At 72.3% G+C, this 18,324-nt stretch carries 14 protein-coding genes and 4 pseudogenes; 6 read left to right on the top strand and 12 right to left on the bottom strand.

Annotated elements, in window-relative coordinates; all coding sequences use genetic code 11:
- Positions 1 to 153 (top strand): annotated as a pseudogene (locus JNW91_RS34000) (tryptophan--tRNA ligase); the annotation flags it as partial.
- A 2-nt stretch (positions 154 to 155) separates the two neighbouring features.
- On the opposite strand, the gene JNW91_RS20785 reads toward JNW91_RS34000, so the two are convergent.
- The 10 genes and pseudogenes from JNW91_RS20785 to ftsY all read right to left on the bottom strand — a co-directional run bounded on the left by JNW91_RS20785 (position 156) and on the right by ftsY (position 11,434).
- On the bottom strand, positions 156 to 1,235 hold the full coding sequence (locus JNW91_RS20785; RefSeq protein ID WP_203177179.1) for an amidohydrolase family protein: 1,080 nt from the start codon (positions 1,233 to 1,235) through the stop codon (positions 156 to 158).
- A 62-nt stretch (positions 1,236 to 1,297) separates the two neighbouring features.
- The gene (gene ffh / locus JNW91_RS20790; protein ID WP_203177180.1) at positions 1,298 to 2,857 is read right to left on the bottom strand and encodes a signal recognition particle protein; all 1,560 of its coding nucleotides are present in this window, start codon (positions 2,855 to 2,857) and stop codon (positions 1,298 to 1,300) included.
- 114 nt (positions 2,858 to 2,971) lie between these two features.
- Positions 2,972 to 3,628, bottom strand: coding sequence for a response regulator transcription factor (locus JNW91_RS20795; RefSeq protein WP_203177181.1), 657 nt, complete (start codon positions 3,626 to 3,628; stop codon positions 2,972 to 2,974).
- Positions 3,629 to 3,698: 70 nt separating this feature from the next.
- Positions 3,699 to 4,217 (bottom strand): annotated as a pseudogene (locus tag JNW91_RS34005) (sensor histidine kinase); the annotation flags it as partial.
- Positions 4,115 to 4,777 (bottom strand): DUF7134 domain-containing protein, encoded by a 663-nt coding sequence (locus JNW91_RS33655; protein WP_407664362.1) that lies wholly within the window; start codon positions 4,775 to 4,777, stop codon positions 4,115 to 4,117. The pseudogene JNW91_RS34005 and the gene JNW91_RS33655, both read right to left, overlap by 103 nt.
- Positions 4,778 to 5,036: 259 nt before the next feature.
- Positions 5,037 to 7,313: a [protein-PII] uridylyltransferase gene (locus JNW91_RS20805; RefSeq protein WP_238425387.1), complete on the bottom strand. Its 2,277-nt coding sequence runs from the start codon at positions 7,311 to 7,313 to the stop codon at positions 5,037 to 5,039.
- Positions 7,314 to 7,330: 17 nt separating this feature from the next.
- Positions 7,331 to 7,669, bottom strand: a complete 339-nt coding sequence (locus JNW91_RS20810) for a P-II family nitrogen regulator (protein ID WP_172862163.1) — start codon at positions 7,667 to 7,669, stop codon at positions 7,331 to 7,333.
- Between the two features lie 25 nt (positions 7,670 to 7,694).
- The gene (locus JNW91_RS20815) at positions 7,695 to 9,107 is read right to left on the bottom strand and encodes an ammonium transporter (protein WP_203177182.1); all 1,413 of its coding nucleotides are present in this window, start codon (positions 9,105 to 9,107) and stop codon (positions 7,695 to 7,697) included.
- A 275-nt stretch (positions 9,108 to 9,382) separates the two neighbouring features.
- The gene (locus JNW91_RS20820; RefSeq protein WP_203177183.1) at positions 9,383 to 10,246 is read right to left on the bottom strand and encodes an aminoglycoside phosphotransferase family protein; all 864 of its coding nucleotides are present in this window, start codon (positions 10,244 to 10,246) and stop codon (positions 9,383 to 9,385) included.
- A gap of 6 nt (positions 10,247 to 10,252) precedes the next feature.
- Positions 10,253 to 11,434 carry a signal recognition particle-docking protein FtsY gene (gene ftsY / locus JNW91_RS20825; RefSeq protein WP_203177184.1) on the bottom strand — a complete coding sequence of 394 codons (1,182 nt, stop codon included), beginning with the start codon at positions 11,432 to 11,434 and terminating at the stop codon, positions 10,253 to 10,255.
- 151 nt (positions 11,435 to 11,585) lie between these two features.
- On the opposite strand from ftsY, the gene JNW91_RS20830 reads away from it, so the two are divergent.
- From JNW91_RS20830 to JNW91_RS20850, 5 genes and pseudogenes are all read left to right on the top strand, one after another.
- Complete coding sequence (locus JNW91_RS20830; RefSeq protein ID WP_203177185.1) at positions 11,586 to 13,313, top strand: alkaline phosphatase D family protein; 1,728 nt, start codon at positions 11,586 to 11,588, stop codon at positions 13,311 to 13,313.
- 10 nt (positions 13,314 to 13,323) lie between these two features.
- Complete coding sequence (locus JNW91_RS20835) at positions 13,324 to 13,764, top strand: MarR family winged helix-turn-helix transcriptional regulator (protein WP_309244435.1); 441 nt, start codon at positions 13,324 to 13,326, stop codon at positions 13,762 to 13,764.
- A 142-nt stretch (positions 13,765 to 13,906) separates the two neighbouring features.
- A pseudogene (locus tag JNW91_RS20840) lies at positions 13,907 to 15,525 on the top strand (MDR family MFS transporter).
- 9 nt (positions 15,526 to 15,534) lie between these two features.
- Positions 15,535 to 16,029 (top strand): universal stress protein, encoded by a 495-nt coding sequence (locus JNW91_RS20845; protein ID WP_238425388.1) that lies wholly within the window; start codon positions 15,535 to 15,537, stop codon positions 16,027 to 16,029.
- A gap of 42 nt (positions 16,030 to 16,071) precedes the next feature.
- Positions 16,072 to 16,602 (top strand): DinB family protein, encoded by a 531-nt coding sequence (locus JNW91_RS20850; RefSeq protein ID WP_203177186.1) that lies wholly within the window; start codon positions 16,072 to 16,074, stop codon positions 16,600 to 16,602.
- 23 nt (positions 16,603 to 16,625) lie between these two features.
- On the opposite strand, the gene JNW91_RS20855 is transcribed toward JNW91_RS20850, so the two are convergent.
- Both JNW91_RS20855 and JNW91_RS20860 read right to left on the bottom strand, forming a co-directional pair.
- Positions 16,626 to 17,246 carry an HAD family hydrolase gene (locus JNW91_RS20855; protein WP_203177187.1) on the bottom strand — a complete coding sequence of 207 codons (621 nt, stop codon included), beginning with the start codon at positions 17,244 to 17,246 and terminating at the stop codon, positions 16,626 to 16,628.
- A pseudogene (locus JNW91_RS20860) lies at positions 17,246 to 18,324 on the bottom strand (chromosome segregation protein SMC); the annotation flags it as partial. The gene JNW91_RS20855 and the pseudogene JNW91_RS20860, both read right to left, overlap by 1 nt.

The following is an 18,324-nucleotide window of genomic DNA, read 5'->3' on the forward strand; positions in this document are numbered from 1 at the left end:
GACCTGCACATGTTGACCACCAGGAACCGTCGCGAGGACATCGACCAGGTCTCCGCCAACGCGCGCGAGATGGTGACCGACATTCTCTCCGCCGGCGTCTACCCGGCGCGGGCCACGTTCTACCTCCAGTCGGCCATTCCGGAGGTCGGGAACGGTCAGCGCAGGACGCGGCCGCGCAGGATCGTGCGGGACGGGGCGCGGACGACGCGCAGGTCGCGGCGGGGGTCCTCGGGGTAGACGGTCAGATCGGCGAGGCCGCCCTCGACCAGGCCGGAGAAGCCGAGCCACTGCCGGGCGCCCCAGGAGGCGGCGGCGAGCACGTCGATCGGGGCCATGCCGGCACGCTCGTGCAGCAGCAGCATCTCCTCGGCGGCGAGCCCGTGGTCGATGCCGCCGCCCGCGTCGGTGCCCACGTAGATCGGCACGCCCGCCTCGTACGCGGCGCGCACCACGTCGGGGAAGCCGTCGCGCAGCGCGAGCATGTGTTCGGCGTACGCGGGGAAATTGGCCCGCGCCTGGTCGACGATGCCGCCGAAGGTGGCAATGTTGATCATCGTGGGGACCAACGCGGTGCCCTGACGGGCCATGTCGTCGATCAGGTCGAGGCTGAGCCCGGTGCCGTGCTCGACCGAGTCCACGCCGGCCCGCACCATGATCTCGACCGCCGACTCGGAGAAGGTGTGCACCGCCGCCCGTACGCCGGCGTCGTGCGCGGCTCGCACGGCGGCGGTGAGGGTGTCCGCGTCCCAGGACGGCGCGAGGTCGCCCAGGCCACGGTCGATCCAGTCACCGACCAGCTTCACCCAGCCGTTGCCGGCCTTCGCCTGCGCCGCCACCGTCGCGACCACCTCGGCAGCACCGACCTCCATCCCGATGTCGCGCAGGTAGCGCTTCGGCGGTGCCACGTGCCGGCCGGCGCGGGCCAGTCGCGGCAGGTCCGGTTCGTCGTCGAGTTCGGGGTACGGGTACGGCGAACCGGCGTCGCGGATCGCCAGCACGCCGGCGTCCCGGTCGACGTGGGCCAGCTCGCGGGCCTGGTCGACGGAGGTGATCGGAGCGCCGCCTCTGGCGATGCCGATGTGGCAGTGCGCGTCGACCAGCCCCGGCAGGACGAAACCGCCGTCGACGACCGTCTCCGCCCCGGGCACGGGAGTGAAGGTCACCCGGTCGCCGACCAGCCAGAGATCCCGGACCTCGTCGTCGGGGAGCAGCACACCGCGCACATGAAGAGCCATGCGCACAGTCCTACCCGATCACCCCGTCGACCGCGACATCGCCGGCCGTTCCCGACAGCCGTTCAGCGAGGGCGGTTGTCGCCGCCCTTGCCGAGCTTGTTGAAGTCGATCTTCGGGAGCTTGAAACCGGGCGGTAGGCCCTGACCGCCAGCGAGGTCGTTCGGGTCCATCCCCGGCGGAAGCTGCGGCATGCCACCCGGGAAGCCGCCCGGCATCCCGGCACCGGCGCCGGTGCGCGGCCGACCGCCACCCTTGGTGCCCTTGCGCTTGTTCTTCGGCGACTTGGTCGCCTTGCGCCGGCCGCCGCCGGGCAGGCCCATCATGCCGCCCATCTGCTTCATCATCTTCTGCGCGTCGGCGAAGCGGTTGAGCAGCTGGTTGACGTCCATCACGGTGACCCCGGAGCCGTTGGCGATACGCGCCCGGCGGGAACCGTTGATGATCTTCGGGTTGTTGCGCTCGCCGGGGGTCATCGACCGGATGATCGCGGTGACCCGGTCGAAGTGGCTGTCGTCCAGGTCGGCGAGCTGGTCCTTCATCTGCCCCATGCCGGGCATCATGGCCAGCACGTTGGCGATCGGGCCCATCCGCCGCACCGCGATGAGCTGGTCGAGGAAGTCGTCCAGGGTGAACTGCTCACCGCCCATCAGCTTGGCGGTCATCTTCTCCTTCTGATCGGAGTCGAAGGCCTGCTCGGCCTGCTCGATCAGAGTGAGGACGTCGCCCATGCCGAGGATGCGGCTGGCCATCCGGTCGGGGTGGAAGACGTCGAAGTCCTCCAGCTTCTCACCGGTGGAGGCGAAGAGGATCGGCTGCCCGGTGACCTCGCGGACCGACAGCGCAGCACCACCGCGGGCGTCGCCGTCGAGCTTGGAGAGCACCACGCCGGTGATGCCGACGCCGTCGCGGAACGCCTCGGCGGTCCGGACGGCGTCCTGACCGACCATCGCGTCGATGACGAAGATGACCTCGTCCGGCGAGACGGCGTCGCGGATGTCGGCGGCCTGCTGCATCATCTCGGCGTCGATGCCGAGTCGGCCGGCGGTGTCGACGATGACGATGTCGCGGGCGGCGCGCTTGGCGTGCTCGATCGACGCGCGGGCCACCTGCACCGGGTCACCGGTGCCGTTGCCGGGCTCCGGGGCGTACACCTCGACCCCGGCCCGGCCACCGAGCACCTGGAGCTGCCCGACGGCGTTGGGGCGCTGGAGGTCGGCGGCGACCAGCAGCGGCTGGTGCCCCTGGCCCTTGAGCCAGCGGGCCAGCTTGCCGGCCAGGGTGGTCTTACCGGAACCCTGGAGGCCGGCCAGCATGATCACCGTGGGTGGCTGCTTGGCGAACTGGAGCCGCCGCCCCTCGCCGCCGAGCACGTTGATCAACTCTTCGTTGACGATCTTGATGATCTGCTGGGCCGGGTTCAGTGCCTGGGAGACCTCGGCGCTGCGGGCCCGCTCCTTGACGGCCGCGATGAAGCCCTTGACCACCGGCAGCGCGACGTCCGCCTCCAGCAGCGCGAGGCGGATCTCGCGCGCGGTGGCGTCGATGTCGGCGTCGGTGAGCCGTCCCTTGCCGCGGAGCTTGGTGAAGATCCCGGACAGGCGGTCACTCAAGGTGTCAAACACACGAACATCCCGTTTGTCAGTGTTCCGGCGGGCACAACGCGGCCGGCAGTGCGGAGTCCGGCCACCGCTAGGGTAGCCGCCCGGCCGCGGGACCGTCGTCGCCCGGCCCGGCCGTCACCCCGACACCAGCCCCGACTGGTACGCGAAGACGACGAGCTGGGCCCGGTCCCGGGCGCCCAGCTTGCCCATCGCCCGGCTGACGTGGGTCCGCGCGGTCGCCGGGCTGACCACCAACCGGGCGGCGATCTCCTCGTTGTTCAGCCCCTCGCCGACCAGGCCGACCACCTGGCGCTCCCGGTCGGTGAGCGCGTCCAGCCGGGGGTGCGGGCGGGGCACCCTCGACGGTCGGGTGGCGAACTCCCGCACCACGCGACGGGTCACCGACGGCGACAGCAGCGCCTCGCCCTCGGCCACGAGTCGGATCGCGCGCAGCAGCTCGGCCGGCCGGGTGTCCTTGGTGAGGAACCCGCTCGCGCCGTGCCGCAGCGCGTCGAAGACGTACTCGTCCAGCTCGAAGGTCGTGAGCACCACCACCCGTGTGCCGGTCAGGCCGGGGTCGGCGACGATGCGACGGGTCGCCTCGATCCCGTCGATGCCGGGCATCCGGATGTCCATCAGCACCACGTCCGGCCGTTCCCGCCGGGCCAGCTCCACCGCCCGCAGGCCGTCGGACGCCTCGCCGGCCAGCGCCAGGTCGTCCTCGCTCTCCACCAGCGCCCGCAGCCCGAGCCGGACCAGGTCCTGGTCGTCGGCGATCAGCACCCGGATCACGCGGTCGACCCCGTCGCAGTCGCGCGGACACCCGGAATCCACCATCCGGGCGCGGCCCCGCGGTCAGCTGCCCGCCCAGCGCGGTGACCCGTTCCCGCATCCCGGCCAGACCGTGCCCGCTCTCGTCGCCGGCCGGGTCCGTCCCGGCTCGGGTGGCCCCCGCACCCCGGTCGGTGACCTCGACGGTCACCTCGTCGGCGCGGTAGCCCACGGTCACCTCCGCGCGGGCAACGCCCGCGTGACGCAGCACGTTGGTCAACGCCTCCTGCACCACCCGGTACGCGGCCAGATCCACCGCGGTCGGCAACTCCCGGGCGTCACCGACCACGCGCACCTCGACGGCGAGCCCGGCGCCGGCGAGCCGGTCGCGCAACGCCGGAATCCGGGCCAGGCCGGGTACCGGCCCACGCTCCGCACCCCGCCGGACCGCGCCCAGCGTCACCCGCAGCTCGTCCAGCGCCTCGCGGCTGGTCCGGCTGATCGCGGTCAGCGCGACCTCCGCCTGCTCCGGCCGCTTCGGCAGCAGGTGCAGGGCGATCTCCGCCTGCATGCTGATCGCGGCCAACCCGTGCCCCACCACGTCGTGCACCTCCTGCGCAATGCGCAGCCGCTCCTCGTCGCCTGCCTCCGGGCCTGTTCGGCACGGCTGCGGGCCTGCTCGACACGGGCGCGGGCGGCGGCCTCCCGGTTGATCCGCACCACCACCCCCACCGCGAACGGTACGACCACCCAGGCCGAGGCGGGCAGCACTCCCGTCCAACCCGGTGCCGGGCCACGGGCGAAGAAGACGTGCGTCAACAGCAGGACGAGCGTGCCACCGGTGGCGAGCGCCGCCGGGCGCACCGGCAGCCGCACCGCCACGGTGTACACCGCGACCAGGAACGTGAGCAGGATCGGTCCGTACGGGTAGCCGATCAGCAGGTACGTCGAGGTGGCCACGGTGACCACGGCGAGCGTGACGACCGGGACGCGCCGGCGGACCGACAGGGCGAGCGCGGCGAGGGCGATCAGCGCCCGGCAGGCGGCGTCCACCGGCCTGGACCCCGGCTGGTTGTCCCCGGCCAGCCCGGTGGCGAGCAGCCCGAACCCGAGCAGCACCACGGCAAGCACGGCGTCCGCTGCCGTCGTCTGCCACCCGCTGCGCCACATGGCCGTCATTCTGCCCGCGCCGAGGGCACCCGTCGTGCGTCCGGCGGCGGCACCGCCGCTACGTCCGCCGACGTATCCGCCGCCAGCGGGGCCGGCCGCTCTCCGCGCGCCGGGTCACGGCGGCGAGCCGGGCAGCGGACACTCCGGTGAGCGTTATGACTCTCGGGTATGAATATGACTCTGCGGTATATCGCTCATTGAGGTGGTCGGCCCGCAGGAACGGCCGCGCCGTCGTCCGACGCGCGACACCCTCCGACGGTCAGACGGCGGCGAGGACCGCGGCCTCCAGGCGGGCCCGGGTGGCGTCGTCCGGCCAACCGCCCACCAGGTAGAAGGCGTCCACCACGTCGCCGCCGAGGGTCGAGATCCGGGCGGCGCGGACCAGGGCACCGGCCTCGTCGAGCGCGCAGGTGACCCGGTAGAGCAGTCCGGCGGCGTCGGCGGCGCGCAGTTCCAGCAGCGTGGCGTCGGTGGCCGCCTCACGGTGCCACACCACACGGGGAGCCGCGCCGCCGCCGCGACCGGCGAGCGCACGGCCGCGCAGGCGCTGGGTGACCGACACGTCGCCGGCGACGGCCGGCGCAGGTCGGCCCGGAGCGGGACCGGGTCCGGCGGTAGCCCGTAGCGGGGGTTGCACCCGGCACTCGACCAGGGCCCGGCCGTCGACCGCCGAGGCGTCCGCGGAGATCACTTCCAGCCGGTGCAGCGCCAGGCAGCCGGCCACCGTGGCGAGCAGCCCACGCCGGTCGGCGGCCGCCACCGCCACCCGGTCCTCGGCGAGGTGGACGACCGGCAGCGGCCCGGCCAGCAGCGCCGGATCCGGGGCCGGCGGCTCGGGCAGGACGCCGGTGTCCAGTGCGGTACGAACCCGGGCGACCAACTCGGCGACAAGTCGGCCCTTCCAGTCCGACCAGGCCGCCGGCCCGGTCGCCGCCGCGTCCGCGCGGACCAGCGCGTGCAGCAGGTCGAGCGTGCCGGTGTCGCCGACCGCCTCCGCCACCGAGGCGATGGTGACCGGGTCGGTCAGGTCCCGGCGGGTGGCCACGTCGGGCAGCAGCAGGTGCAGCCGCACCAGCGTGCCGATCAGCTCGGCCTCGACGGCGGGCAGACCGATCCGGGTCGCCACCGCCTCGGCGAGCGGCACCCCGACCGTGCTGTGGTCACCGGGAAGTCCCTTGCCGATGTCGTGCAGCAGGGCGCCGAGCAGCAGCAGGTCGGGACGCTCCACCTCGCGGGTGTGCCGGCTGGCCTCGTGGGCGGTCTGCACCAGGTGCCGGTCGAGGGTGTAGCGGTGCACCGGGTTGTGCTGGGGCAGGCTGCGCAGCCGGGTCCACTCGGGCAGCCAGCCGTCGACCAGCCCGTACCGGTCGCAGGTCTCCCAGGCCGGCACCAGACCGGGACCGGCGCCGAGCAGGGTGGTCAACGCGGCCCGGGCCTCGGCCGGCCAGGGCGCGGGCAGCGGTGGACAGTACGCCGCCAGCCACTCGCAGGTGGCTCGGGCGATCGGCAGGCGGGTGACGGCCGCCGCCGCGGCGATCCGCAGTGACAGGCTCGGGTCGGGGCGGGCCCCGATGGCGGTCCGCGCGAGCACCAGCTCGCCGTCGTGTTCCACGACGTCGCGGGCCACCGGGCGGCGTACCGGACGACCGCTCCCGCCCCGGGACCGGCCGGACCGCAGACGGTCGGCGGCCCGGAAGGCGTCGTCCAGCGCATGACTGACCGTGCGGGCGTCCCCGGCGACACGGCGCAGGAGAGCGTCGCCGTCGTCCACGCCCAGCAGTGCGGCCACGCCGTCGCGCTCCTGGGCGACCAGCCGGTCGACCCGCCGGCCGACCTGCTGGTGCAGAGCGTCGCGGGTGTCCAGCAGGCGCAGGTGGGCGGCGCGCACGGCGGGGCGCAGCGCGTCGGTGATGCCGGCGGCGGCGATCGCGCGCAGCAGCCCCACGTCGCGCAGCCCGCCGGCGGCCTCCTTGAGGTCACCCTCCAGTAGGAAGGCCAGTTCGCCGTGCGCCTGCCAGCGGGCCGCGGTCGCCTGCCGCAGACCGGGCAGGTGTCGCACGGCGGTGCGCCGCCAGTGGTCGGCGGCGGTGCGGATCAGCGAGTCGGCCAACGCCCGGTCGCCGACCACCAGCCGCGCGTCGAGCAACCCGAGGGCCACCTTGACGTCGTCCTGGGCCACGGACAGCGCCTCGGAGACGGTGCGTACCGAATGGTCGAGGCGCAGACCGGCGTCCCAGATCGGATACCAGACCGAGGCGGCCAGCTCGTCCGTGCCGGGCACTCCGGCGTGCAGCAGAACCAGGTCGAGATCGCCGTACGGAGCGCACTGCCGCCGCCCCAACCCACCGACGGCGAGCAGCGCCACCCCGTCGCGCGCCGGCAGCAGCCCGCGCAGAAAGGTGTCGTACGCGGCCGCGCGGCCCAGCCGAGCCGCTTCCCCGATCCCCCCGCGTACGCCGACAACCTCGTTGATCAAGAGGTTCGCGTCACCGTCATGGGCGTGTCCTGACGCGTTCTTCTTGATCAACGAGGCCATGTCAGTCGTGGTCGAGGTCAGAGGGCGTCGAGGCCGCGCTCGCCGGTACGCACCCGGACGACCTCTTCGACACCGGTGACCCAGACCTTGCCGTCGCCGATCTTGCCCGTACGGGCGGCGCCGACGATGGCGTCCACCACCTTGTCCACGTCGATCTCGTCGGTGAGCACCTCCACCCGGATCTTGGGCAGGAACTCGACCGTGTACTCGGCACCCCGGTAGACCTCGGTGTGCCCCTTCTGCCGCCCGTACCCCTGGACCTCGCTGACGGTCAGCCCGGCCACGCCGAGGGCGTGCAGGGCCTCCTTCACCGCGTCCAGTTGGTACGGCTTGATGACCGCGGTCACCAGCTTCATGTCCAACCCCTCCATCCCAGGAACGTTAACCGGCGACCTTCGCGCTGACCGGCTCGGCGGAGTCCGCCTCCGGCTTGGTACCACTCGTCGTTCCGCCACCGGGGGTGCCGATGCCGGCCATCGCGAACGCGCTGCCCGTGCCGCCGCCCGCCGGGGACAGGTCGTAGCTGCTCTCGGCGTGCTCGGCGATGTCGATACCCTCGACCTCGGACTCGCCCCTGACGCGGAAGCCGATGGTCTTCTCGATGACGAAGGCGAGCACCCAGGCGATGCCGAACGACCACACGGAGACGATCAGGCCGGCGAGGGCCTGCCGCCCGAGCTGGGTCGCCCCGCCGCCGTAGAAGAGGCCGTCGGAGGCGCCCACCACGTCGGTGATCGCGGCGTTGACCGAGTTGGTGGCGAAGAGACCGAGCCAGAGCGACCCGATCCAACCACCGACGAAGTGCACACCGACCACGTCGAGGGAGTCGTCGTAGCCGAGCTTGTACTTGAGGCTGACGGCGAGCGCGCACACGGCACCGGCGACGATGCCGAGCAGGACGGCCGCCCAGGGGGCGATGAAACCACAGGCCGGGGTGATGGCGACCAGACCGGCGATGGCGCCGGACGAGGCGCCGACCATCGTCGGCTTCCGGTCCTTGATCCACTCGACCGCGATCCAGCCGAGCACCGCCGCCGCGGTGGCGAGCTGCGTGTTGATGAAGGCGAGCCCGGCGACCGAGTCGACGGTCAACTCCGAGCCGGCGTTGAACCCGAACCACCCGAACCACAGCAGGCCGGCACCGAGCGCGACGAGCGGGATGTTGTGCGGCTTCATGCCCTCCCGCGGCCAGCCGAGTCGCTTGCCCAGCACCAGCGCCACGGCCAGGGCCGCCGCGCCGGCGTTGATGTGCACCGCGGTGCCACCGGCGAAGTCCAGCGCGTGGATGTCGGCGCCGATGATGCCGCCGCCCCACACCCAGTGGGCGACCGGGAAGTAGACCAGGGTGGCCCAGCCGAACGCGAACAACAGCCAGCCGGCGAACTTGGCCCGGTCGGCGATGGCGCCGCTGATCAGCGCGACGGTGATGACCGCGAAGACCATCTGGAAGGCCATGAACACGTAGAGCGGGACCCCGATGCCGCTGGGGTTTTCCGCCGTGGCACCCCACAGGTCGGTCTCGGCGAGGAAGGTCTTGGTGCCGAGGTACGCGCCCGGGTCGCCCCAGAAGCCGTTCACGTCGGCCCCGAAGGCGACGCTGAAGCCGTAGAACCACCACAGAACAGAGATGAGCCCGATGGCGGAGAAGCTCATCATCATCATGTTGAGTACGCCCTTGGCCCGGTTGAGGCCGCCGTAGAACAGCGCCAGGCCGGGGGTCATGAGCAGCACGAGCGCGGTCGAAACCAGCAGCCACGTGGTATTGGCGCCGTCGATCGTCGGTGCTTCAGGCACGCTGGCCTCCTAAAGGTGAAGTCCTCCTTCGCGGCTTTCCGGGGCAGCGTCGCCCGTAGGCCGGTTGCGCGGAAGCTTCGCGGCCGGCTGTTTCACCCAGTGTCCCGTGCGGGTTTCCGTTTGGTGACGGGTTGTTTCGTACGTGTCACGAAGTCCGCACACCAGGCGGCATGGACGGTGGTGGATCGCCCGGACGGCGGGCGTCGATGGCTGACCGGCCAGAGCCGTCGGCCGGCCCGCTCCACCGGACCGACCGAGCATCGACCAGCCCGCGCTCAGCGGAGGGCGTTCTCCAGGGCGTGCCGCTCGTAGTCGAGCAGCCGCAGGTCGCGCATCGGCCGGCGCAGGTGCCCCTTGTGCACGATCCGGACGAACGCCGGCTCACCGGCGGCGGCCATCCGGCGGATCCCCTCGACGTGGTCCACGATCCGCTTGCGGATGGTCCGGATCAGCCGGTGCCGGTCCCGCGGGATCAGCCCGTACGCGTCGGCGAAGAGGCGCAACCGGCGCGGTCGGTCCGGACGGTTCCATCCCAGCGTGATCGAGTCGCGGTCCGCGAAGATCGGCACCCACGTCCAGGCCGCGTACGCCACGTCGTAGATCCGGGCGCCGGGCGACGCGAGGTCGAAGTCGATCAGCCCCAGCGTGCCGTCCGGACGCCAGATCACGTTGTGCGGCGCGGCGTCGTGGTGGCAGATCACCTCGGTGTCCGGCGGCGGCGGCCCGAACGAGCGCCAGACCGCGCCCGGCGGCGGGGTGAAGCCGTACTGCGCGTCGTGGAACATCCGCAGCATGGTGGCGACCGTGACCAGCGCCTCGTCGGTCACCCAGTGCGGGGCGAGCGGGTACTCCCCGCACTCCCCCTCCAGGTACGACAGCACCTCGCGGTTGCGTTCGTCCATGCCGAGCGCCCGGGGGGCGCCGGTGAACCCGACGTACTCCAGGTGACGCAGTAGGGCGTGCACGGACGGGGTCCACGGCCCGGCGTTGCGACGGACCGTGTCTCCGACCCGGACCACGGTGCTCACGTTGCCGCCGTGCAGCGGGATCTCCTGCGAAGTCACGTACGGTCTCCCGAGGCGCTGCGAAGGGTGGCCGGGGTCGCGCCAGCCCGCGTACGCGCGATCGTCAGTGGTCACCCGAGACTACGCGTCCCGTCCGGTGGCCTCGGTCCCCAGCAACGCGTCAACGAACTGCGCGGGGTCGAACGGGGCCAGATCGTCCTTGCCTTCGCCGAGGCCGACCAGCTTCACCGGGATGCCGAGCTTGCGCTGCACGGCGATCACGATGCCGCCCTTGGCGGTGCCGTCGAGCTTGGTCAGCACCACGCCGGTCACGTTGACCACCTCGGTGAAGACCCGGGCCTGTTCGAGGCCGTTCTGCCCGGTGGTGGCGTCCAGGATGAGCAGCGTCTCGTCGATCGGCCCCTGCTTTTCCACCACGCGCTTGACCTTGCCCAGCTCGTCCATCAGGCCGACCTTGTTCTGCAGGCGGCCGGCGGTGTCGATGAGCACGGTGTCCACGCCGGTGTCGATGCCGCGCTTGACCGCGTCGAAGGCGACGCTGGCCGGGTCGGCGGCCTCCGGGCCACGGACGGTCTCCGCGCCGACGCGCGAGCCCCAGGTCTCCAGTTGGTCGGCGGCGGCGGCCCGGAAGGTGTCCGCGGCGCCGAGCAGCACGCTGCGGCCGTCGGCCACCAGCACCCGGGCGATCTTGCCGCAGGTGGTGGTCTTGCCGGCGCCGTTGACGCCGACGACCAGGACCACCGCGGGGACGCCCTCCTTCGGGGCGGTCCGCAGCGAGCGGTCCAGGGTCGGGTCGAGCGCGTTGACCAGCTCGGCGGCGAGCAGCGCGCGCAGCTCGAAGGCCGATCGGGTGCCGAGCACCCGGGTCTGCTCGCGGAGCCGGTCGACGATGTCCCTGGTGGCGTCGACGCCGACGTCGGCGGTGATCAGGCTGTCCTCGATCTCCTCCCAGACGTCCTCGTCGAGGTGGTCGCGGGCGAGCAGGCCGAGCAGTCCCTTGCCGAAGACGTTCTGCGAGCGGGACAGCCGCGAGCGGAGCCGGACGAGCCGCCCGGCGGTCGGCTCGGGCACCTCCACGGGCACCTCGATGACCGGCGGCGGCTCGACCAGGACACCGGTGGACAGATCCGACTCGGGTGCCTCGACCGGTGGGCCGGCGAGATCCTCCTCGGCCCGGGTGTCGACCTCGGTGCGTGGCAGCGGGGGCTCGGGCCGCCGCCGCAACCGCGGCGCGACCAGCCCCACTGTGCCGGCGATCAGCAGACCGAGCAGGACCAGAGCGAGGACGAGATATTCGGCCATGCCGGAATCCTGTCAGATGCGGGCGACGGCGTCCCAGCCACCGCACCCCCGGGCGGTGCCCGGGGTCTCAGCCACCGCACCCCCGGGCGGTGCCCGGGGTCTCAGCCACCGCACCCGGCTGGTGCCAGAAACCGGCGGTAGGCTCGGCCGCATGCCCGCCGCACACCTCCTCATCGGTCCACTCCTGCGGCGAGTGGTGGACACCCGGGCGACCATCTGGGTGGAGACGGCTGCGCCCGCCGTGGTCACCGTCCGCACCGCGGACGGGGCCACCGGCACCGCGCCCACCTTCTCGGCGTACGACCACCACTACGCGTTGGTGGTGGTGGAGGGACTCATCCCGGACAGCGCGACCACCTACGAGGTGCTGGTCGACGACGAACTCGTCTGGCCCGTGCCGAGCAGCGGGTTCCCGCCGAGCGTGATCCGCACCCGGGCCGTCGACGACCGGGACCAACCGGTCAACCTGATCTTCGGCTCGTGCCGGGAGACCACCCAGCACGCCACCACCCGCAAGCTGCCGCCGGACGCGCTGGACGCGTACGCCCGGCGGTTGATGGCCGACCCGGAGTCCAATCCGCTGCCCGACCTGTTGGTGCTGCTCGGCGATCAGGTCTACGCCGATGTCACCTCGCCCACGGTGCGCCGGTTGCTGCGTCGGCGTCGTCGTCGTCCGAAGGGCGCGCCGGCCGACCAGGTGGTCAGCTTCGACGAATACACCAAGCTCTACCTGGAGTCCTGGCGCGATCCGGAGATCCGCTGGCTGCTCTCCACCGTGCCGAGCGTGATGATCTTCGACGATCACGAGATCATCGACGACTGGAACACCTCGGCGTCGTGGCGGGCGGAGGTGCGCGAGCAGCCGTGGTGGCAGGAGCGGATCGGCAGCGGGCTCGCCTCGTACTGGGTCTACCAGCACCTGGGCAACCTCTCTCCCGACGAGATCGCCGCCGACCCGGTTTTCGCGAAGGTCGCCGCCGCCGAGGACGCCACCGGTGTGCTGCGCGAGTTCGGGCACCGGGTGGACCAGGAGTCCGACCTGGCGCACGACACCGAGCGCTGGCGCGCGGTGCAGTACCAGTGGAGTTACGCACTGGACCTGGGCCGGACCCGGCTGGTCATGCTGGACAACCGGTGCAGCCGGGTGCTCGATCCGGGCAACCGGGCGATGCTGCCACCGGGCGAGTGGTCCTGGTTCCTGGACCAGGCGCACGGGGTCTACGACCACCTGGTGGTCGGCGCCTCGCTGCCCTGGCTGCTGCCGCAGGGCATCCACCACATCGAGGCGTGGAACGAGAAGTTGGCGGACTCGCGCCGGCCGTGGGTGGCGCGCTGGGCGGAGAAGTTGCGCCGCGCTCTGGACCTGGAGCACTGGGCGGCGTTCCGGCGCTCCTTCGAGGCACTCGCGGAGACGTTCGCCTGGATCGGCACCGGCACCCCGGGTGAGTCCGGCGCGCGGGTGGGCGCCGGTCCGGCGTACGCCCCGCCGGCGTCGATCAGCGTGCTCTCCGGTGACGTGCACCACTCGTACGTGGCCCGGGCCCGGTTCGCCGATCCCGCGGTGGTCACCCCCGTGCACCAGCTCACCTGCTCGCCGATCCACAACCAGGTGCCGGCCGGTATCCGTCCGTTGATGCGGCTGGGCTGGTCGGCCGGTCCGGCCGGTGCCACCCGGGCGTTGGCCCGTTCGGCGGGTGTGCGTCGGCCGGGGGTGCGCTGGCGCAAGCTTGCCGGACCCTACTTCGGCAACGCGGTCGCGACCCTGACCCATCGGGGGCGCGGCGCCGACGTGACCATCGAGGGCACCACCAAGGACGGGCACCTACGACCGGTGATGCGGCGTCGACTCTCGGCCAGCGGCCAGCCGACCGCGCCGTAGTCTCTACGCCGTGGATGAGCACCTGCCGGAGCCGATCCGGGCGGTCGAGCACGAGCTGACCGCCCTGCTGCGTCGTGGCCGGGCGGTTTCGTGGGAAATCGCCCGGGAGGTGCATCCGAACCTCGAACCGAACACCTACGGACTGCTGCTCTGGCTCAGGCGCAGTGGGTCGATCCGGTTGACCGAGTTGGCGGCGCGGCTCGGCGTGGGCAAGGGGACGCTGAGCCGGCAGATCAACGCGCTGGAGGTCCTCGGCCTGGTCCACCGCGACCCCGACCCGAGCGACCGGCGGGCCGCGCAGATCAGCCTCACCGAGGAGGGGCAGCGCCGGTTCGACGTGGCCCGGGCCGCACGGCTCGGGGAGTTCCTCCGCGCCCTGGATGGCTGGCCGGAGCGGGACATCGAGGAGTTCGCCCGGCTGTTGGGCCGGTTCAACGACTCCTGGACCTGACCGACGACGGGGAATACGACCTCGGTCCGCCAAGTTGTTGCTTCAGGCAACCAAGGCATACGGTTGCTTCAGGTAACTCCCAGGCGGCCGCGCGTACCCGCCCGCCGCCGTTCCACCTCGACTCCGCTCGGAGGCAGCAACGATGAGCCAGGCGACAGTGCCGAACCAGGCGCCCGCCGTCGACATGACCCACCGGCAGATCCTGGAGGCCCTCTCCGGCCTGCTGCTGGGCATGTTCGTCGCGATCCTCTCCTCCACGGTCGTCTCGAACGCACTGCCGCGGATCATCACCGAGCTGCACGGCGGCCAGTCCGCGTACACCTGGGTGGTCACCTCGGCGCTGCTCGCGACCACCGCGACCACCCCCATCTGGGGCAAGCTCGCCGACCTGACCAGCAAGAAGACCCTGGTCCAGCTCTCCCTGGCGATCTACGTGCTCGGCTCGGTGCTGGCCGGCGCCGCACAGGGCACCGGTGAACTGATCGCCTGCCGGGTGCTCCAGGGCGTCGGCGCCGGCGGTCTCACCGCCCTGGCCCAGGTGATCATGGCGACGATGATCGCGCCGCGCGAGCGGGGCCGCTACAGCGGCTACCTCGGCGCCGTGATGGCCGTCGGCACCATCGGCGGCCCGCTCATCGGCGGCGTGATCGTGGACACCTCGTGGCTCGGCTGGCGCTGGTGCTTCTACGTCGGCGTGCCGTTCGCCATCGCCGCGCTGGTCATGCTCCAGAAGACCCTGCACCTGCCGGTCGTCAAGCGGAAGGCGCAGATCGACTGGTGGGGCGCCACCCTGATCACCGCGGCCGTCTCGCTGCTGCTGATCTGGGTCTCCCTCGCCGGCGACCAGTTCGCCTGGGCGTCCTGGCAGACCGCCGCGATGGTGCTCGGCGCCCTGGTCCTCGGCGCGCTGGCCGTCCGGGTGGAGACCCGGGCCGCCGAGCCGATGATCCCGCCGCGGCTGTTCCGCAACCGCACCATCACCCTCGCCGTCGTCGCCAGCATCGCGGTCGGCGTGGGCATGTTCGGCGCGTCGATCTTCCTCGGCCAGTACTTCCAGATCAGCCGGGGCGAGTCTCCGACCATGTCCGGTCTGATGACCCTGCCGATGATCCTCGGCCTGCTGGTCGCCTCGACCGTGGGCGGACGGATCATCACCAGGACCGGCCGCTGGAAGCGTTCCTGGTGATCGGCTCGGCGCTGCTCACCATCGGTTTCGCGCTCATGGGCACGCTGCGCGCGGACACCAGCTTCACCCTGCTCAGCGTCTACATGGTGCTGATCGGCGTCGGCCTGGGCCTGACCATGCAGAACCTCGTCCTCGCCGTGCAGAACACCGTCGGCCCGCACGAGCTCGGTGCGGCCAGCTCGGTGGTGGCGTTCTTCCGCAGCCTCGGCGGCGCGATCGGCGTCTCCGCCCTCGGCGCGGTCCTCGCCCACAAGGTCAAGGACTACACCGCCGACGGGCTGGCCCAGCTCGGCATTCCCGCGTCCAGCTCCGGCAGCGGCGGCACCCTGCCCGACGTGCACACCCTGCCCGGCCCGCTGCGGGCGGTGATCGAGAACGCGTACGGCCACGGCGCCGGTGACATCTTCCTGGCCGCCGCGCCCTTCGCGCTGATCGCCCTGATCGCGGTGAGCTTCATCAAGGAGGTGCCACTGCGGCAGCACAACGGCAACCCGGTCTCCGACGAGGTCGAGCGGGAATCGACCCTCGCCGCCGGTGGCGGAGCAGCCGTAATCCGTACCGGCGAGCAGAGGTGAGGTAGAGCCATGAGCGTGGGAGCACCGGACCGCGAGGAGTACGGCCCCCGGACCCGCCCGCTGCCCTTCGAGCGCGGCACCGACGGCCCGCGGGTGATCATGGTGGGCGTCGACGGCACCCGTACCTCCGAGCGGGCCGGCTCCTACGCCGCCGGGCTGGCCCGCCGGCAGGGCGCCGCCCTGGTGGTGGTCTTCGTCAGCTCGGCGAGCGGGCTCACCTCCCTGGTGCCCGGCATGGACGCGGGCGCGGTCCAGCGCACCCACGACGAGTTGGCCGACGAGCTGCGGCGGGAATGCCGACGTGGGGCCGAGCAGTGGGGCATTCCGCTGACCTTCCTGTGCCGGCGCGGCGACGCGTACGGCGAGCTGTGCGCGGCCGCCGACGAGTTCCAGGCCGACATGGTGGTGGTGGGCACGTCCGAGCAGGCCGGTCACCGGCTGGTCGGCTCGGTCGCCGCCCGCCTGGTCCGCACCGGCCGCTGGCCGGTCGTCGTGGTGCCCTGAAACCCACTCGCGGCTGTCGGACCCTGTGGCGAGGATGACCGGATGACCTGGAGAGCACCGGAGATCACCCGAACCCTCGAACCGTACGTCGGCGACGAGCGCACCATGCTCGAGGGCTGGCTCGACTACCACCGGCAGACGCTGCTGCTCAAGTGCGCCGGCCTGACCGCCGACCAGCTGAAGACGCCGACCGTGCAGCCGTCCGGGCTGACCCTGCTCGGGCTGGTGCGGCATCTGGCCGACGTGGAGCGCTGGTGGTTCCGCATCCGGGCCGCCGGTGAGGACATCCCCGGGCTCTACGACGGCGAGGAGGACCCGGACGCCGACCTCAACGCCGTCGCCGGAGCCGACGCGGAGGCCACCTTCGCCACCTACGCCGCCGAGGTGGAGGCCGCCCACAAGGCCGTCGCCGACCTGCCGCTGGACCAGACCTTCCAGCGGCCCCGCCGGGACGGCACAGCCGACGAGATGAGCGTCCGCTGGGCCTACATCCACCTGATCGAGGAGTACGCCCGGCACAACGGGCACGCCGACCTGATCCGCGAGCGCATCGACGGCGTCACCGGCGAGTGACGGCTGAGCCACCCCTGGTCGGTTCAGTAGTCCAGGGCCGCCCGCAGGTAGCGCAGGTCGCCGTGCCCGCCCCAGCGGTGCGCCGACAGCCCCGCGGAGCGGGCGCCCCGCACGGCCCAGTCCTCGTCGTCGACGAAGAGCACCCGGGCCGGCGGGGTGGCCAGCGCCTGGCAGGCGGCCTGGAAGTACTCCGGGGCCGGCTTGTGCACCCCGAGCGCCGACGAGTTCACCACCACGTCCAGCTCGCCGACCAGCCCGAGCGCGGCCAGGTCGGCGTCGAGCAGGTCGGTGGCGTTGGTGGCCAGGCCGACCCTGATCCCGGCGGCGCGTACCTCCCGGACGAAGTCGAGCACCTCGGTGTCCACCTCGCCCCGGTACCGCTGCCACTGCTCCACCGCCGCCCGGGCCCGGTCCGGACCGCCCGCCGGCTCGGCCAGGGCGTCAGCCACGCTGCTCACCCAGTCGGCGTGGGTGACCTGGCCGGTGAGCACCGGCTGGAGCCGGCCCCACTGCATGGCGATCTCGGTGAGCACCCCGTCGGCGAGGCCGTACTCCCGCTCCACCCCGGCGGCGACCGCCGGGTCGAACCGGCGCAGTACGCCGTCCAGATCCAGCAGGAGCGCCGTCGCGCGTTCCCGAGCCACTACCCGTTCTCCTCGCCGCGGCTGTGCCGCTGGTCGTCCTCGTCGGCCCGGTTGAGCCGTTGGCTGATCACCTGGGTGACCCCGCTGCGCATGGTCACTCCGTAGAGCGCGTCGGCGATTTCCATCGTCCGCTTCTGGTGCGTGATGACGATCAACTGGCTCTTCTCCCGCAACTGTGCCAGCAACGTGATCAGCCGGCCCAGGTTCACGTCGTCCAGGGCCGCCTCCACCTCGTCCATGATGTAGAACGGGCTCGGTCGGGCGCGGAAGATCGCCACCAACATGGCCACCGCCGTCAGTGACCGCTCTCCGCCGGAGAGCAGGGAGAGCCGCTTGATCTTTTTGCCCGGCGGTCGGGCCTCCACCTCGACGCCGGTGGTGAGCAGGTCCTCCGGGTCGGTGAGGATCAGCCGACCCTCGCCGCCGGGGAAGAGCACGGTGAACACCTGCTCGAACTCCCGGGCGGTGTCCTCGAACGCGCTCGCGAAGACCTCCAGGATCCGCTCGTCGACGTCCTTGACCACGGTGAGCAGGTCCCGCCGGGTGGCCTTGAGGTCCTCCAACTGCTCGGAGAGGAACTTGTAGCGCTCCTCCAGCGCGGCGAACTCCTCCAGCGCGAGCGGATTGACCTTGCCAAGCAGGGCCAGTTCGCGTTCCGCCTTGGCGGCCCGCTTCTCCTGCACCGGCCGCTCGTAGCGGACCGGCTCGGGCACCGGCAGCCCGTCGCGCTCGGCCGTTGCGACGTCGGCCTGGGTGGGCGGGACCGGCTGATCGGGGCCGTACTCGGCGACCAGCGTCTCCACGTCCAGCCCGAAGTCCTCGGCGGCCTTCGCCTCCAACTGCTCGATGCGCAGTCGCTGCTCGGCGCGGGCCACCTCGTCGCGGTGCACCTGACTGGTCAGCCGCTCCAGCTCCGCGCCCAGTCGCTTGGCCGCCCCGCGTACCTCCTGAAGTTCGGCCTCGCGCGCGGCGCGTTCCCGGGCGACCGCGTCGCGGTGTTCCTCGGCTGCGGCGATCGACGTGGTGAGCCGGGTGAGCGCCTCCCGCGCGCCGCCCGCGACGGCCCGGGCGATGCCCG

Source organism: Micromonospora parastrephiae (assembly GCF_016802865.1).
GTDB classification, from domain to species: domain Bacteria; phylum Actinomycetota; class Actinomycetes; order Mycobacteriales; family Micromonosporaceae; genus Micromonospora; species Micromonospora parastrephiae.